Origin of the sequence: Paeniglutamicibacter psychrophenolicus (genome assembly GCF_030812255.1) — a bacterium.
GTDB classification, from domain to species: Bacteria; Actinomycetota; Actinomycetes; order Actinomycetales; family Micrococcaceae; genus Paeniglutamicibacter; species Paeniglutamicibacter psychrophenolicus_A.
This window is the reverse complement of record NZ_JAUSSH010000005.1, coordinates 163,537-179,002: the sequence shown is the minus strand read 5'-3', so window position 1 is coordinate 179,002 and position 15,466 is coordinate 163,537. Positions and strand designations below refer to the sequence as shown.

General features: G+C 66.6%; 11 protein-coding genes and 2 tRNA genes. 11 read left to right on the top strand and 2 right to left on the bottom strand.

Annotation, left to right across the window (positions count from 1 at the left end):
• Positions 1-25: 25 nt before the first annotated feature.
• Entirely contained in the window at positions 26-2,584 is a 2,559-nt protein-coding gene (gene pepN, locus J2T21_RS09505) for an aminopeptidase N (RefSeq protein ID WP_307580782.1), read from the bottom strand.
• 194 nt (positions 2,585-2,778) lie between these two features.
• Here pepN and J2T21_RS09500 point away from each other — a divergent pair, with 194 nt between their 5' ends.
• From J2T21_RS09500 to J2T21_RS09450, 11 genes are all read left to right on the top strand, one after another.
• A complete protein-coding gene (locus tag J2T21_RS09500; RefSeq protein ID WP_307580780.1) occupies positions 2,779-3,621 on the top strand; it encodes an aspartate dehydrogenase domain-containing protein in 843 nt (280 codons plus the stop codon).
• A 99-nt stretch (positions 3,622-3,720) separates the two neighbouring features.
• On the top strand, positions 3,721-4,761 hold the full coding sequence (locus J2T21_RS09495; protein ID WP_307580778.1) for a DUF1648 domain-containing protein: 1,041 nt from the start codon (positions 3,721-3,723) through the stop codon (positions 4,759-4,761).
• Between the two features lie 69 nt (positions 4,762-4,830).
• Complete coding sequence (locus J2T21_RS09490) at positions 4,831-5,304, top strand: ribose-5-phosphate isomerase (RefSeq protein WP_307580776.1); 474 nt, start codon at positions 4,831-4,833, stop codon at positions 5,302-5,304.
• Positions 5,305-5,321: 17 nt separating this feature from the next.
• Complete coding sequence (locus J2T21_RS09485) at positions 5,322-6,290, top strand: Fpg/Nei family DNA glycosylase (RefSeq protein WP_307580774.1); 969 nt, start codon at positions 5,322-5,324, stop codon at positions 6,288-6,290.
• 310 nt (positions 6,291-6,600) lie between these two features.
• A tRNA-Gly gene (locus J2T21_RS09480) sits at positions 6,601-6,674 on the top strand.
• A gap of 334 nt (positions 6,675-7,008) precedes the next feature.
• Positions 7,009-7,083 (top strand) — tRNA-Pro (locus J2T21_RS09475).
• A gap of 81 nt (positions 7,084-7,164) precedes the next feature.
• On the top strand, positions 7,165-8,547 hold the full coding sequence (gene tig, locus J2T21_RS09470; protein ID WP_307580772.1) for a trigger factor: 1,383 nt from the start codon (positions 7,165-7,167) through the stop codon (positions 8,545-8,547).
• A gap of 275 nt (positions 8,548-8,822) precedes the next feature.
• Positions 8,823-9,416, top strand: a complete 594-nt coding sequence (locus J2T21_RS09465) for an ATP-dependent Clp protease proteolytic subunit (protein ID WP_307580770.1) — start codon at positions 8,823-8,825, stop codon at positions 9,414-9,416.
• A gap of 44 nt (positions 9,417-9,460) precedes the next feature.
• A complete protein-coding gene (locus J2T21_RS09460) occupies positions 9,461-10,123 on the top strand; it encodes an ATP-dependent Clp protease proteolytic subunit (RefSeq protein WP_307580769.1) in 663 nt (220 codons plus the stop codon).
• Between the two features lie 164 nt (positions 10,124-10,287).
• Positions 10,288-11,580, top strand: coding sequence for an ATP-dependent Clp protease ATP-binding subunit ClpX (gene clpX, locus J2T21_RS09455; protein ID WP_071216422.1), 1,293 nt, complete (start codon positions 10,288-10,290; stop codon positions 11,578-11,580).
• Between the two features lie 71 nt (positions 11,581-11,651).
• Positions 11,652-12,299: a mycothiol-dependent nitroreductase Rv2466c family protein gene (locus J2T21_RS09450; RefSeq protein ID WP_307580766.1), complete on the top strand. Its 648-nt coding sequence runs from the start codon at positions 11,652-11,654 to the stop codon at positions 12,297-12,299.
• 439 nt (positions 12,300-12,738) lie between these two features.
• On the opposite strand, the gene valS is transcribed toward J2T21_RS09450, so the two are convergent.
• The gene (valS, locus tag J2T21_RS09445; RefSeq protein WP_307580764.1) at positions 12,739-15,366 is read right to left on the bottom strand and encodes a valine--tRNA ligase; all 2,628 of its coding nucleotides are present in this window, start codon (positions 15,364-15,366) and stop codon (positions 12,739-12,741) included.
• Positions 15,367-15,466: the final 100 nt, after the last annotated feature.

Genomic DNA, 15,466 nt, shown 5'->3' with positions numbered 1-15,466 from the left:
CACCCCTTTTCCGCAGGCGGTCCGGCTAGGCGCCGGACACGCGCACGTCGGCCGCCTGCGCGGCCAGGGCGCGGACCACCGATTCGCGGGACTCGATGACCAGCCGGTGCAGCGCCGGGGAATCCTCGCCCAGCCCGGCCAGGAACGCATCGGTCGCGGCCAGCGTGGACGCGCTGGTCTGCGCTGCCGGGTAGAACCCGGTGACGATCTGCTGGGCGATCTCGTAGCTCTTGGACTCCCACACGAGCCGGGCGGAGTCGAAGTACTCGTCCGTGTAGGCGGAGATCAGCGACGCGTCGTGCACGCGGTTGAACCCGGCGATGGCCGCGCGCTGTTCCAGGTTGGACAACTTCCCGGCGATGACCGCATCCCAGGCGGCCCGCTTGGCCGCGTGCGTGGGAATCGCGGCACGCGCCGTGTGGGCGGCCAGCTGCCCGGTGGAGGTGGCATCGAGCGCCAGCTCGGCCTCGATGGCCGGCACGTCGGCGCGGCCCCCGGCGGCCAGCGAGACCACCAGGTCCCAGCGCAGGTCCGCGTCCACCGCCAGCCCCTCGAGCGCGCCGTCGCCCGAGAGCAGGGCGGCGACGGCGTCGAGCTGGGAGTCGGTGTGTGCCAGGTTGGCGAAGGCGCCGGTGAACTGCAGTTGCGCATCCGATCCGGCCTTGGCCTCCCGGGCCAGCTCCCAGAGCTTCTCCGCGGCCGCCAGCCGGGCGGCCGGGGCGTGTTCGCGGGCCACGTAGAAGTCCAGGGCGGTGTTCAGCTGGCGCAGCAGCACCATGATCACGGTGGAGTCGGATTCGTGCCCGATGTTCTTGAGCACCAGCTCGATGTAGTTGCGGGCACCGGTCTCGGCGTCGCGCACCGCATCCCAGGCCGCGGACCACACCAGGGTGCGGGGCAGCGAGTCGGCGAAGTCCTTCAGGTGCTCGGTCGCGGTGTCCAGCGAGGCCGGATCCAGGCGGATCTTCGTGTAGGCCAGGTCGTCGTCGTTGACCAGCACCAGCGCGGGGCGCCGGCGTCCCACCAGCGCGGGCACCGGGGTGGAGGGGCCCGCGACGTCGAGTTCCTCGCGGTGCACCCGCACCAGTGCACCGGATTCGTCCAGGTCGTAGAAGCCCACGGCGAGACGGTGCGGGCGGATCACCGGGTGCTCGGCAACCGCGGTCTGCTCGATGTCGAAGCCGGTGATGGTGCCCGCATCGTCGGTGTCGATGTGCGCGCGCAGCGTGTTGACCCCGGCGGTTTCCAGCCAGAGCTTCGACCACTGCCCCAGGTCGCGTCCGGAAGCGGCCTCCAGCTCGCGCATCAAGTCCGGCAGCTCGGTGTTTTTCCAGGCGTGCTTGGCGAAGTACTCCCGCACCCCGGCCATGAACTGCTCCTGGCCGACCCAGGCGACCAGCTGGCGCAGCACGGAGGCGCCCTTGGCGTAGGTGATGCCGTCGAAGTTCACCAGCACGTCCTCGAGGTCGCGGATCTCGGCGACGATCGGGTGCGTGGAGGGCAGCTGGTCCTGGCGGTAGGCCCAGTTCTTCTCCAGGATGTTGAAGGTGGTCCACGAGGAGGTGAATTGCGTGTTCTGTGCGGCCGCGAGCGTGGACATGAACTCGGCGAAGGACTCGTTGAGCCACAAGTCGTTCCACCAGCGCATGGTGACCAGGTCGCCGAACCACATGTGGGCCAGCTCGTGCAGGATCGTGATGGCGCGGCGCTCGACCATGGCATCGGTGGGCCGGGAGCGGAAGACGTAGGACTCCAGGAACGTCACCGCGCCGGCGTTCTCCATGGCGCCGGCGTTGAACTCGGGCACGAAGAGCTGGTCGTACTTCTCGAACGGGTACGGGGTGCCGAACTGTTCCTCGAAGAACTCGAAGCCCTGGCGGGTGAGGGTGAAGATGTTCTGGGCGTCCAGGTGCTCCATGAGCGAGGCGCGGGCGAAGACGCCCAGCGGGATGACCCGTCCGTCGCTGCTGGTCAGCTCCGAGCGCACGGACCGGTAGGGGCCGGCGATCAGTGCGGTGATGTAGGAGGAGATGCGCGCGGTCGGGGCGAAGGCCCACGTCTTGGCGCCCCGGTGGGCGGGTACCGGTTCCGGGGTGGTGGCGTTGGAGATGACGTCCCAGTGCTCCGGGGCGGTGATCGTGAAGGCGAAGGTCGCCTTCAGGTCGGGCTGTTCGAAGACCGCGAACATGCGGCGGGAGTCGGGCACCTCGAACTGCGAGTAGAGGTAGACCTCGTTGTCGACCGGGTCCACGAAGCGGTGCAGTCCCTCGCCGGTGTTCATGTACAGCGCGTCGGCGTCGATGACCAGGGTGTTTTCTTCCGCAAGGTCCTCCAGGGCGATGCGCACGCCGTCGGACACCGCGGCGGGGTCCAGCTCCACGCCGTTGAGGTTCACCGAGCGCACGGCCGAGGTGACCGCGTCGATGAAGGTGGAGGAACCCGCGGAGGCGGAAAAGCGCACCGTGGTGCGCGAGGAGAAGACGGTGTCGGAGGCGGTGAGGTCCAACTCGACGTCGTAGGAGTGCACGTGGATCAGTTCCGCGCGGATGCGGGCTTCTTCGCGGGTGAGGTTCATTCCTGGCATGGTCTGACGTGCCTTTCGATGGTTGCCGAGCTGAAATCTGTGGGCTGCACCGGGCCCGAAACGGCGCGTGGCGATGCGGCACGGCGTGCCGCAACACCCTCAGAGTGTGAAACAAGCCTTGAACAGTGTGCCCATTCTCTCACCACCACCCCGTCCTCCCGCAAGTGCACGCGGATGCTGGTTGGATGGATGACATGGGAATTGATGTGGTGCTGCTGGGATACGGCGCGATCGGGCAGGCGGTCCACCGGATGCTTGGAGCGCACGACGGCGAGGTGCGGGTGCTCGGGGTGCTGGACCGTGCGTCCCTGGCCGACCCCGATCCGGCGGCACGCACGGCACGAACCACCGGCCCCGACGGGCCCGGATCCGGGCCGCGGGTCCCGGTGCTGGACCTGGCCACCGCCATCGAACGGGCCGACCTGGTCATCGAGTGCGCCTCCCCGGTCGCGGTGCGTGCCCACGGGCCGGCGATCACCGGCGCGGGAACCGACCTGCTGGTGGCCTCGCTGGGGGCGTTGGCCGATGGCCGGCTGCGCGCCGCGCTGGAGGCCGGCCCCGGACGCTGCCACTACTCCACCGGAGCCATCGGCGGACTGGACCTCATCCGCGCCTCGGCCGGCACCATCAACGCCATCGAGCTGCACACCCGCAAGCTGCCCGCGGCGCTGCTGCATCCGGGGCTGCCCGGCACCCTGCGCTCGGCGATCACCCGGGTGGCCGAATCCGGAACCGCGGCGCCCGTCTTCTCCGGCTCGGTGGCCGATGCCGTCAGGGACTTCCCCTCCAACATCAATGTGGCCGCCGCCCTGGGCCTGGCCGCCGGGGACCTGGACCTGGTGGCGGTGGACATCATCGCCGACCCGGCCGCCGCCATGACCCGCCACGAGATCACCGTGCGCGGGGACGGCGGGAACTACCGCTTCGGGATCGAGAACTTCCCGGATCCCGCCAACCCGGCAACCAGCGCGCTGACCGCCCGCTCGATGGTCTCGGGCGTGCTGCGCCTGGCCGGGCGCGGGCCCCACTTCATCTAGCATGCCCGGCACCCGCGCGGCAGGGATGAAACCCGTGCGGTGAACTGGATATGCTCGAGGCAGTCCCACGTCCGCACCACCAAAGGGGAATCCGAACCCATGACCGCATCGCCGAACCCGCCGCCGGCCACGGCCCGCACGCCCAGGCTCTGGGTGCTCTCGCTGTCGACCTTGGGCATCGTGCTGGCGGCCCACCTGGGCAGCTCGCTGCTGTGGCGGTCGAGGCTGCCCGACCCGGTGGCAACGCATTGGGGCGGTTCCGGGGTGGCCGACGGGACCGGCAGCCTCACCACCCACGTGCTGGTTGGCGCCTTCACCCTCATGCTGCTGGGCATCCTCATGCCGGTCTCTGCAGGCAGTCTCACCGGGGCCGCGGGCCGCAGCGGGATCCCGCTGATGGCGGGCCTGGGCAATTGCCTGGTGGTCGGCATCGGAGGGATGTTCCTCTCCGGACTGGTCGGCCAGCTGGACAAACCCGCGGCACTGGGCACCCGGATGGACGGCACGATGCTGGTTGCCGGCATCGTGCTGGGCGTGCTGTGGGGAATCGGCTCCGCACTGCTGGTCCGTTCCGCACTGCCGCCCAGGGCCCCTGCGGAGGGCTCCGCGTCGCCAAGCGCGGCGTCAGCCGCACACGCGTTTGCCCCCGGGACCATGATCGCTTCCACGGTGCGCGGACCGGCCGGGATGCTGGGCCTCATGCCGGTCCTGGCCGTGGGCATGGCAGCGCTTGGAATCACCGCAGGGAGGGACAGCCCGGTCGCCCTCTGGTCCATGGTGCCCGGCATCGCCATCGTGATGGGGGCCGGCGCAACCTGCCTGGCCGGAAAGGTGGTGGCCAACGATGCCGGCATCCGCGTCTACGGCGGCGGGTTCCTCAAGATGCTGCACGTCAAGCCCTCCGACATCGAGCAGGCCGAGGCACGTGAGATCACCCCGGCCGAATTCGGCGGCTGGGGCCTGCGGGTCAGCGGCGCGGGCATCGCCTTCATCATGGGAGCCGGCCCGGGCGTGATCGTGCAGCGCCCGCGCGGGGGAGCACGCATCTACTCGGTGGCCACCATGGCCGACGCCCAGGCGATGGCCGGGCTGCTCAACTCGCTGGCCTCCGGACGGCGCCAGACCGGGTCATCAACTTAGTCCCCGGCCGGGCCCGCCGCTAGGCTGGTTCCTGCATCCCGCCTTCACCACCGCCTAAGGACAAATCACATGCGCGTTCACATTGCCACAGACCACGCAGGCCTCGAGCTCAGCGCCCACCTGATCACCCACCTCGCCGCCAAGGGCTTCGAGATGGTCGACCACGGGCCCACCGCCTACGACGCCGAGGACGACTACCCCTCGTTCTGCATCAACGCGGCCCTGGCCGTGGTCGCCGACCGCGCCACCGGGCTGGACTCGCTGGGCATCGTGCTGGGCGGATCGGGCAACGGCGAACAGATCGCCGCCAACAAGGTCGTCGGCATCCGCGCCGCCCTGGCCTGGAACCTGGACACCGCACGCCTGGCCCGCGAGCACAACGACGCCAACGTGGTGGCTGTGGGCGGCCGCCAGCATTCGCTGGAAGAAGCCACCGAAATCATCGAGGCGTTCCTGGCCGAGCCGTTCTCCAACGTGGAGCGCCACATCCGCCGCATCGGCAAGATCGCCACCTATGAGACCACCGGCGAGGTCGTGGCCTAGCGAAGGCCGCCAGCACCATGCCCGAAGGCCACTCCGTACACCGCCTTGCCCGCCAATTCGACGACGTCTTTGGCGGGCAGGTTTTGGCCGTATCCTCCCCGCAGGGCCGCTTCGCGCCCGCGGCCCGGCTGATCGACGGGGCCAGGCTTGCCACCTCGCACGCCCACGGCAAGCAGCTGTTCCTGGGATTCGAGAACGACCTGGTGCTGCGCGTGCACCTGGGGCTCTACGGGGCCTGGAGCTTCGGGGGAGACGAGCACTTCACCGGGGCCTCCTCCATCGGCGCGCCGCGCAAGGTGGGGGAGACCGAGCAGGGGCCCGACGCGGATGCCGGCCCCTACCAGGGCCCTCCCGAACCCGTGGGCCAGGTCCGCGCCCGGCTGGTCTCCGCCCACGGGTGGGCCGACCTGCGCGGACCCAGTGCCTGCGAGGTGCTCACGCCCCAGGAGGCGGGCAGCGTGCGTGCCAAGCTCGGCCCGGACCCGCTGACGGCCGCGGCCGGGGAATTCGAACTGGCCAAGGGGCGCGGCACCGCCCTCGAACACCAGCGGGCCGCACGCGCTGCGCGCAAGGAATTCGTCTCGCGCCTGGCCGGCAAGAAGACGCCCGTGGGCACCGCGCTGATGGACCAAGCGGTCTTGGCAGGGGTTGGCAACATCTACCGCGCAGAAACCCTCTTTCGCACGCGCCTTGACCCGTTCACGCCCAGCTGCGACATTTCGGCGCGCAAGGCCGGTGTGTTGTGGGACGACATCGTCTCCATCATGGCCGACGGGGTGCGCGACGGGAAGATCATCACCACCCGACCCGAGCACCGCGGACCGGGCCCGGTCTGGCCCCAAAACGCCTACTACACCTACCAGCGCCAGGGCCGCACCTGCCGCTTGTGCACCTCCGCGATCTCCCTGAGCGAGGTCGCCGGACGCAAGCTCTACTGGTGCCCCGGCTGCCAGCGGCGGGCAGGTGCCCGCCCCGGCGGAACCTAGCCGCACCCGTCCGCCGGAAACGGACCGCTCGGCCCGACGGGACCGCCGTGCGCCGGATCCCGACGGCCACCCATCCAGAGGCCCGGTTCCGCATTGCCCAGCGATGCCAGGCGGCAGGCCAAATTCCGCGGGGTTGCGGGGTGCAAGCGCCGCAGCAAATGGCACCTGCCTTGGCGTGATCCACACGCGCGCGGGGTTTGGCAACTTCCGTGATGACAAGGATCGAGTCGTTTGGAGGCATGGATTTGCACGGTGCTGATTTGGGGTGCTAAGGTTTTATCCGTTGCCACCGACAAGGTGTAGCAAATGCGGGGATGTAGCTTAATGGTAAAGCCTCAGTCTTCCAAACTGATTACGCGGGTTCGATTCCCGTCATCCCCTCCAAAGAAGAGTGATTTGATTCCAAGGAATCAGGTCGCTCTTTTCTTTTGTCCAAGCAATGGCATTCCCCGTTTTCCTTTCGACGATTCGCCATGTGACGCACGTCCCTTTCTGGGGGAATCGTCCGCGTTGGGGGGCAAAAGTGTCGGCGCAGTGGGCTAAATGAACCGCCGAATTCCGTGAAAACACGCGGCATTCCTCCTCCCTTGAGCGTGAATTTTGTTTTCCCGCGAATGCTTGTATGGTTATTCCGCGCCGTCGACGAATTCCAAACTTCTGGTTGACGGGCCGATTAGTAGAAACTTGTTTATTCCGCATAGACTGTTTCTGCACTAATCGGGGTGTAGCTCAGCTTGGCTAGAGCGCGCGCTTTGGGAGCGTGAGGTCGCAGGTTCGAATCCTGTCACCCCGACTCTGTATTCAACCCCGTAGCGGATTCCGTTACGGGGTTGAAGTCCAGTCAGACCAAACAACACACCAGGAGTACACCGCTGTGAAGAGCGCCGTCGAAACCCTCACCCCCACCCGGGTCAAGCTCACTGTTGAAGTTCCTTACGAGGAACTGAAGCCGCGCATTGCTGAGGCCTACAAGACCATCGCCAAGCAGATCCAGGTTCCCGGCTTCCGCGCCGGCAAGGTCCCGTCCCGCTTGATTGATCAGCGCGTCGGCCGTGGCTACGTCCTGGAGACTGCCATCAACGAAGGCATGAACACCTACTACCAGTCCGCCGTGACCGAGAACGACATCGTTCCGCTCTCGCGCCCCGAGGTGGAAATCACCGAGACCCCGTCGGCCGAGACCGAAGGCGAAGGCCAGCTGGCCTTCCAGGTAGAGATCGACATCCGCCCGAGCATCGAACTGCCGGAGTACAAGGGCCTGGAAGTCACCGTTGACGCCACCGAAGCCGGCGATGCCGACATCGAGAAGGCACTGGACGACCTGCGCGGCCGCTTCGGCACGCTCAAGGCCGTCGAGCGCCCGGCCGCCGACCAGGATTTCATCACCCTTGACCTGACCGCTTCGGTCGACGGCGAAGAGGTTGACTCGGCCACCGGCCTGTCCTACCAGGTTGGCACCGGCACCATGCTCGAGGGCATGGACGAGGCGGTCACCGGCCTGTCCGCAGGCGAGGACGCCACCTTTGAGACCAAGCTGGCCGGTGGCGAGCACGCAGGTGCCGCCGCACAGGTCAAGGTCACCGTCACCGCCGTCAAGGAGCGCGAGCTTCCCGAGGCCAACGACGACTTTGCCCAGCTGGCTTCCGAATTCGACACCATGGACGAGCTGCGCGAATCCCTCGCGAAGGACGCAGCCGAGTCCAAGGTCATGGAGCAGGGCGTTGCCGCCCGCGACCTGGTCCTGGACAAGCTCATGGAGCTCGTCGAGGTTCCGGTTCCGGAATCCGTCATCACCGAGCAGGTCGAGCAGCACTTCGAGCAGGGCTCGCACACCGAAGGTGAAGAGCACGACACCGAAGAGCACCGTGCAGAGGTCAGCGAGAACACCGCCAAGGCCTTCAAGAACGAGATCGTGCTCGACGCCGTGGCCGAAGCAGAGAAGATTGGCGTTGCCCAGTCCGAACTGATCGACTACATCGTCCAGACCGCCGGCCAGTACGGCATGGACCCGAACCAGTTCGCGCAGATGCTCGACGGTGCCGGCCAGGTCCCGATGCTGGTTGGCGAAGTCCGCCGGCGCAAGGCACTTGCCAAGGTCCTGGAACTGGCTGTCGTCACCGACACCAACGGCAACGTCGTCGACCTGTCCTCGTTCGTCAGCGCCGAGGGTGAAGAAGAGGGCGAATCCGCATCGTCGGCCTCCTCCGCATCGTCCGCTTCCTCGGCCTCGTCGGCTTCGGCAGCATCGGCAAAGTAGTCCGGCGCCGCCTCGTGCGGCATTGACTTCCACGCGTGGAGCCACCCCTCGAGGGTGGCTCCACGCGTGTTTTAACCCCTCTTTTAAGCCGACGGCGATGCCCGCGGCGGCGACCATGCGCCGACAGCGAACAGTTGCCCCTGCACTGCCAAAGTCACTGGCCAAGGCAGTAATGTTCAAGGAAGTAAAGAGCCAATGGCCCGACGGACAGAACATCGGGCCACGGCATCACGGAGAGGTATCAGAACATGTCCAGTGACTCCCGCACTCCCACAATGGCTTCGGTAGATCCGGCCCAGCGTGAGGACTACATCTACAACCGGCTCCTCAAGGAGCGCATCATCTGGCTCGGCACCGAGGTGAGCGACGCGAACGCAAACGCCATCTGCTCCCAGCTGCTCCTGCTCTCCGCCGAAGACGCGGACAAGGACATCTGGCTGTACATCAACTCCCCGGGTGGATCGATCACCGCCGGCATGGCCATCTACGACACCATGCAGTACATCCCCAACGATGTCGTCACCGTCGCCACCGGCCTGGCCGCGTCCATGGGCCAGTTCCTGCTGTCCTCCGGCACCCCGGGCAAGCGCTACGCAACCCCGAACGCACGCATCCTGATGCACCAGCCTTCCGGCGGCATCGGCGGCACCGCCTCGGACATCCGCATCCAGGCCGAACTGATCCTTCACATGAAGAAGGTCATGAGCGAGCTGACCGCACAGCAGACCGGCCAGACCGTTGAGACCATCCTCAAGGACAACGAGCGCGACAAGTGGTTCACCGCCGCTGAAGGCCTCGAGTACGGCTTCTTTGACCACATCGCCCAGTCCTCCGGCATCGTCTCCGGTGGCGGCGGGGTCGCAAAGTAACGCGACGGAACCCGGCAGACCTAACTGATTTCCCAGGAGAAACGATGAATTTCACCCCGCATGCCACCTCCGGCGAAACGCCCTCGGCACGCTACATCCTTCCGCAGTTCGAAGAGCGCACCCCGTACGGGTTCAAGCGCCAGGACCCGTACGCGAAGCTCTTCGAAGACCGCATCATCTTCCTTGGCACACAGGTGGACGATGCATCGGCCGACGACGTCATGGCGCAGCTGCTGGTCCTCGAGTCCATGGACCCGGAACGCGACATCACCTTGTACATCAACTCGCCCGGTGGTTCCTTCACCGCGATGACCGCGATCTACGACACCATGCAGTTCATTCGCCCCGAGGTCCAGACCGTGTGCCTGGGCCAGGCAGCCAGCGCCGCTGCGGTGCTGCTTGCCGGCGGAACCCCGGGCAAGCGCCTGGCGCTGCCCAACGCCCGCGTGCTGATCCACCAGCCGGCCATGGGCGGCGGCGAACGCGGCACCGCCTCGGACCTGCAGATCCAGGCCGAAGAGGTCATGCGCATGCGCTCCTGGCTGGAAAACACCCTTGCCGGGCACAGCAACAAGACCGCGGAAGAGGTCGGCAACGACATCGAGCGCGACCTGTACATGACCGCGGCCGAGGCCAAGGAATACGGCCTGATCGACGAGGTCCTGTCCCCGCGCAAGATCAAGCCCCAGAGCACCATCACCCGCTAAACACGGGACCTGACGAACGGGCGGCCCGCGTCGCGGCGCGAAATATGCGCACCAAGGGCCGCCCGTTCGTCCATTCTGACGGCGCTCTGTCATAGAGTTAAGACAGTTAAGCACTTCCGGTCTCTCGGGCCGGTCTTACCGGTACCAGATAGGGGACCAAGACGATGGCACGCATGGGTGAAGGGTCTGATCTGCTCAAGTGTTCCTTCTGCGGCAAGAGCCAGAAGCAGGTTCGCAAACTGATCGCCGGCCACGGCGTCTACATCTGCACCGAATGCATCGAGCTCTGCAACGAGATCATCGAGGAAGAACTCGCCGAGGTCGAAGAGGGCGTTGCCTTCGAACTGCCCAAGCCGAAGGAAATCTTCGACTCGCTGCAGGAATACGTCATCGGGCAGGAGGGCGCCAAGCGCTCGCTCGCGGTTGCGGTCTACAACCACTACAAGCGCATCCAGGGCGGGGCCGCGGCCAAGTCCGTCTCCACGCTCTCCGACGCCAACTCCCTGGACGAGGTCGAGGTGGCCAAGTCCAACATCCTGCTGATCGGCCCCACCGGCTGCGGCAAGACCTACCTGGCCCAGACGCTGGCCCGCCGCCTGAACGTCCCCTTCGCCGTCGCCGATGCCACCGCGCTCACCGAGGCCGGCTACGTGGGCGAGGACGTCGAGAACATCCTGCTCAAGCTCATCCAGGCCGCCGACTACGACGTCAAGAAGGCCGAACAGGGCATCATCTACATCGACGAGATCGACAAGATCTCCCGCAAGAGCGAGAACCCCTCGATCACCCGGGATGTCTCGGGCGAGGGCGTGCAGCAGGCGCTGCTGAAAATCCTTGAGGGCACGGTCGCCGCGGTGCCGCCGCAGGGCGGACGCAAGCACCCGCACCAGGAATTCATCCAGCTGGACACCACCAATGTGCTGTTCATCGTCGCCGGCGCCTTCGCCGGGCTCGAGGAAATCATTTCCTCCCGCGCCGGACGCAAGGGCATCGGATTCGGCGCCCCGCTCTCGGCGCTGAAGTCCGAGGAGGCCTCCTACTCAGATGTGCGTCCCGAGGACCTGCTGAAGTTCGGGCTCATTCCCGAGTTCATCGGCCGCCTGCCGGTGATCAGCACCGTGGAAAAGCTTGACCGCGAGGCGCTGATCAAGATCCTGTCCGAGCCGAAGAACGCGTTGATCAAGCAGTACCAGAAGATGTTCCGCATGGACGGGGTGGAATTGTCCTTCGAGCTGGGAGCGCTGGAGGCCATTGCCGACCTCGCACTTGCCCGGGACACCGGGGCCCGCGGGCTGCGCGCCATCCTGGAAGAAACCCTGAGCTCCACCATGTTCGAGATGCCGAGCCGTGACGATGTTGCCGAGGTCGTCATCACCGCCGACGTGGTGCTCAACGGGGCCGAACCCACCTTGATCTCCGCGCAGGTCGCCGACAAACGCGGCAAGAAGTCCGCCTAGCAATGCAGTTGGACGCCACCGTGATGCGCGGCGTCCCGATTGCCCTGTTATCCAACTGAAGGAGAAGTACGTTGTCCGAGAAGACGCACGTTGATTTTTGGTTCGATCCGACCTGCCCCTTTGCCTGGGCGACTTCCCGCTGGGTACTCGAGGTCGAGAAGGTGCGCGACATCGAGGTGGCGTGGCACGTCATGTCGCTCTCGGTGCTTAACGACGGCCGTGAGGGCCTGAGCGACCACTACCGCGAATTCGTGGCCAAGGGCTGGGGACCGGTGCGCGTGCTGATCGCCGCCGCGCAGAAGCACGGCGATGCGGTGCTAGGCGATCTCTACACCGCCATGGGCGAGCTGCTGCACTATGAAAAGGTCGAAGACTACAGCGAGGTCATTTCCCGCGCCCTGGCCACGGCCGGCCTCGAGCCGGAACTGGCCGTTGCGGCCACCGGCACCGAGTTCGACGAGGCGCTCAAGGCCAGCCACAACGACGGGATTTCCCGCGTGGGCCAGGACGTCGGCACCCCCGTCATCGCACTGAACGGCACCGCATTCTTCGGGCCGGTCATCACCCGGATCCCCGTGGGCGAGGAGGCCGGCAAGCTCTTTGACGCCGCGGTCACCTTGGCCTCGTTCCCGTACTTCTTCGAGATCAAACGGTCCCGGACCGAAAGCCCGCAGTTTGACCTCGAAGCGGCCGGCGGCAAAAACGTGTCAATGGCCTAAAGCGCCAACGTTCAACCCAAGGGGCCGGGGAAAACCACAGAGTTTTCCCGGGCCCCTTGCCCGTTTCGGGGCCGGCGCGTATAAAAGAGATACGCATCACTACCGGAATGATGCCGAACAAAAACCGAATTCGTGGTGACGGACTATTGGAATCTCTTCTAGCCCGGCTGTAACAGCGATGCAGCAAGACCCGCGCAACGAGGATTTTGTCCGGTTCTCAAAGTCAACGCTGTACGAGAACCAACACCGAGTCGAAGCCCCTCCGACAATAGTTTTGTCAGCCGAAGGGGCTTCCCCTCTGTCCGCCACCAGGTGGCGTGACCGAACGCAGGGGAAGCGCTGCTTCGACGGATGATACGACGAGGGCGCCGTTCCACTCCCCGCGGGGAGTTGAACGGCGCCCTCGTTGTGTGTTGCCCGTCGCGGCAACGGACGCTTGTTAGGCCTGGACGGTGTCCTCGGCCGGGGCCAGCACCACGTCGCTGACGATCAGGTCGCCCTCGGCGGCCACCAGCGACACGTCGTGCGCGTTGCCGGCGGCGAGCAGGTCGCCCAGCCCGGCCCGCAACAGCTCCAGGGTGGCCTCCGGCGCGGAGATCACCCCGGAGAGCACCTCGGTGCGCTGCTTGACCTTGGCCTCGGACTTGGCCTTGCGGATGCCCGACAGCGCCTCGCCGACGACCGGGAGCACCGCGGTGTTGGCGCCCTCGATGGCACCGGCCAGGTGGGAAGAGCCGGGCCACTGCGCGGTGTGCACCGAACCGGCCCGCCACCAGCCCCAGACCTCTTCGGTGGCGAAGGGCAGGAACGGGGCGAACAGGCGCAGCACCGCATCCAGCGTGGTGGCCAGGGTGGTCAGCACCGAGGCCTGCTCGGCCTCGCCGCGGGCACCGTAGGCGCGGTCCTTGATCAGCTCAACGTAGTCGTCGGTGAACGACCAGAAGAACGACTCGGTGATGTCCAGCGCACGGGCGTAGTCATAGGCGTCGAAGGCGCGGGTGGCGTCGTCGATGACCTGGGACAGGCGCGCCAGCACGGACTTGTCCAGGCCGTTGGTGACCACCGAGGCGTCGCCGGAAATGACGTTGGCCTCGGTGGCTCCGAGGTTCAGCACGAACTTCGAGGCGTTGAGGATCTTGATCGCCAGGCGGCGGCCGATCTTCATCTGGTTGATCTCGTACGCGGTGTCCGCGCCAAGCTTGGCGCTGGCGGCCCAGTAGCGCACGGCGTCGGAGCCGTAGTCGTTGAGCACGTCGGTGGGAACCACGACGTTGCCCTTGGACTTGGACATCTTCTTGCGGTCCGGGTCAAGGATCCAGCCGGAGATCGCCGCGTGCTTCCACGGGGCGACGTCGTGCAGCGCATCGGCGCGCACGGCGGAGGAGAAGAGCCAGGTGCGGATGATGTCGTGGCCCTGCGGGCGCAGGTCGAACGGGAAGACCTTGGCGAAGAAGTCCGTATCGCGGCTCCAGCGGCCCACGATCTGCGGGGTCATCGAGCTGGTGGCCCAGGTATCGAGCACGTCGGCATCCCCGATAAAGCCGCCGGGGGTGTTGCGCGCCGATTCCTCGTAGCCCGGGGCGGTGTCCGCGGCCGGGTCGACCGGCAGCATCCCATCGGAGGGCAGGATCGGGTGCTCGTAGTCGGGCTCGCCGGAGGCATCCAGCGGGTACCAGACGGGAACCGGGACGCCGAAGAAGCGCTGGCGGGAGACCAGCCAGTCGCCGTTCAGCCCCGAGATCCAGTTCTCGTAGCGCGAGCGCATGAACGCGGGGTGGAACTCGATCTGCTTGCCGCGCTCGATCAGGCGCGTGCGGCGCTCTTCGTCGCGCCCGCCGTTGCGGATGTACCACTGGCGCGAGGAGATGATCTCCAGGGGCTTGTCGCCCTTTTCGAAGAAGTTCACCGGGTGGGTGATCTTCTTCGGCTCGCCGTCCAGCAGGTTCGCGGCGGAAAGCAGCTCGACGACGCCCTCCTTGGCGGAGAACACCGTTTTGCCGGCGATCGCGGCGTAGGCCTCGGCCCCGGCCCGCGTGGTGATCCACTCCGGGGTCTCGGCGATGACGCGGCCGTCGCGGCCGATGATGGTGCGGGTTGGCAGCTGCAGTTCGCGCCACCAGGTCACGTCGTTCAAATCGCCGAAGGTGCACACCATCGCGATGCCCGAGCCCTTGTCCATCTTGGCCAGGGCGTGCGGGTAGACCGTGACGGGCACGTCGAAGAGCGGGGAGGTGACGGTCTTGCCGAAGAGCGGCTTGTAGCGCTCGTCCTCGGGGTTCGCGACCAGTCCCGCACAGGCCGCCAGCAGCTCGGGGCGGGTGGTCTCGATGAAGACCTGGGTGCCGTCCTCCGCGGTGAACGGGTAGCGGTAGTAGGCGCCGGGCATTTCCCGGTCCTCGAGCTCGGCCTGGGCCACGGCGGTGCGGAAGGTGACGTCCCACAGGGTGGGGGCCTCTGCCATGTACGCATCGCCGGCGTTCAGGTTGGCCAGGAAGCCGCGCTGCGAGACGGCACGGGACACGTCGTCGATGGTGCGGTAGGTCAAATCCCAGTCGACGGACAGGCCCAGGGTGGAGAAGAGGTGCTCGAAGACCTTCTCGTCCTCGACCGCGAGTTCCTCACAGAGCTCGATGAAGTTCTTGCGGCTCACGACGTCCCAGTCGCGCTGGTTCTTCGCCGGGGTCGCCGGGGGACGGTAGCCCTCGATGTAGGAGTGGGTCGGGTCGCAGCGCACGCCGTAGTAGTTCTGCACGCGGCGCTCGGTGGGCAGGCCGTTGTCGTCCCAGCCCATCGGGTAGAACACGTTCTTGCCGCGCATGCGCTGGTAGCGGGCCAGCACGTCGGTCTGCGTGTAGGAGAACATGTGTCCCACGTGCAGCGAGCCCGAGGCCGTCGGCGGGGGAGTGTCGATCGAGTAGACCTGCTCGCGCGTGGTCTCTGCGTTGAATTTGTAGGTGCCTTGTTCGCGCCAGCGGGCGCCAAGGCGTTCCTCCAGGCCCTCAAGAACGGGCTTGTCGGGAACGGAAACGATGACGGGCGTGTCTGTGCCCAAGGTGTCTTCAGCCATGCTGCCCATTCTCCCATGATTGCGGGCATTACCCCCAGTCGTGCCATGTTGATGCCCGCCACAGGCCCACCGGCGGGGCGCACGCAACGATGCATTGTGC

Excerpts from the sequence above, each read along its gene's own strand:
- pepN (WP_307580782.1), bottom strand. The coding sequence starts at position 2,584 with ATGCCAGGAATGAACCTCACCCGCGAAGAAGCCCGCATCCGCGCGGAA.
- J2T21_RS09500 (WP_307580780.1), top strand. The coding sequence starts at position 2,779 with ATGGGAATTGATGTGGTGCTGCTGGGATACGGCGCGATCGGGCAGGCG.
- J2T21_RS09495 (WP_307580778.1), top strand. The coding sequence starts at position 3,721 with ATGACCGCATCGCCGAACCCGCCGCCGGCCACGGCCCGCACGCCCAGG.
- J2T21_RS09490 (WP_307580776.1), top strand. The coding sequence starts at position 4,831 with ATGCGCGTTCACATTGCCACAGACCACGCAGGCCTCGAGCTCAGCGCC.
- J2T21_RS09485 (WP_307580774.1), top strand. The coding sequence starts at position 5,322 with ATGCCCGAAGGCCACTCCGTACACCGCCTTGCCCGCCAATTCGACGAC.
- J2T21_RS09465 (WP_307580770.1), top strand. The coding sequence starts at position 8,823 with ATGGCTTCGGTAGATCCGGCCCAGCGTGAGGACTACATCTACAACCGG.
- J2T21_RS09460 (WP_307580769.1), top strand. The coding sequence starts at position 9,461 with ATGAATTTCACCCCGCATGCCACCTCCGGCGAAACGCCCTCGGCACGC.
- clpX (WP_071216422.1), top strand. The coding sequence starts at position 10,288 with ATGGCACGCATGGGTGAAGGGTCTGATCTGCTCAAGTGTTCCTTCTGC.
- valS (WP_307580764.1), bottom strand. The coding sequence starts at position 15,366 with ATGGCTGAAGACACCTTGGGCACAGACACGCCCGTCATCGTTTCCGTT.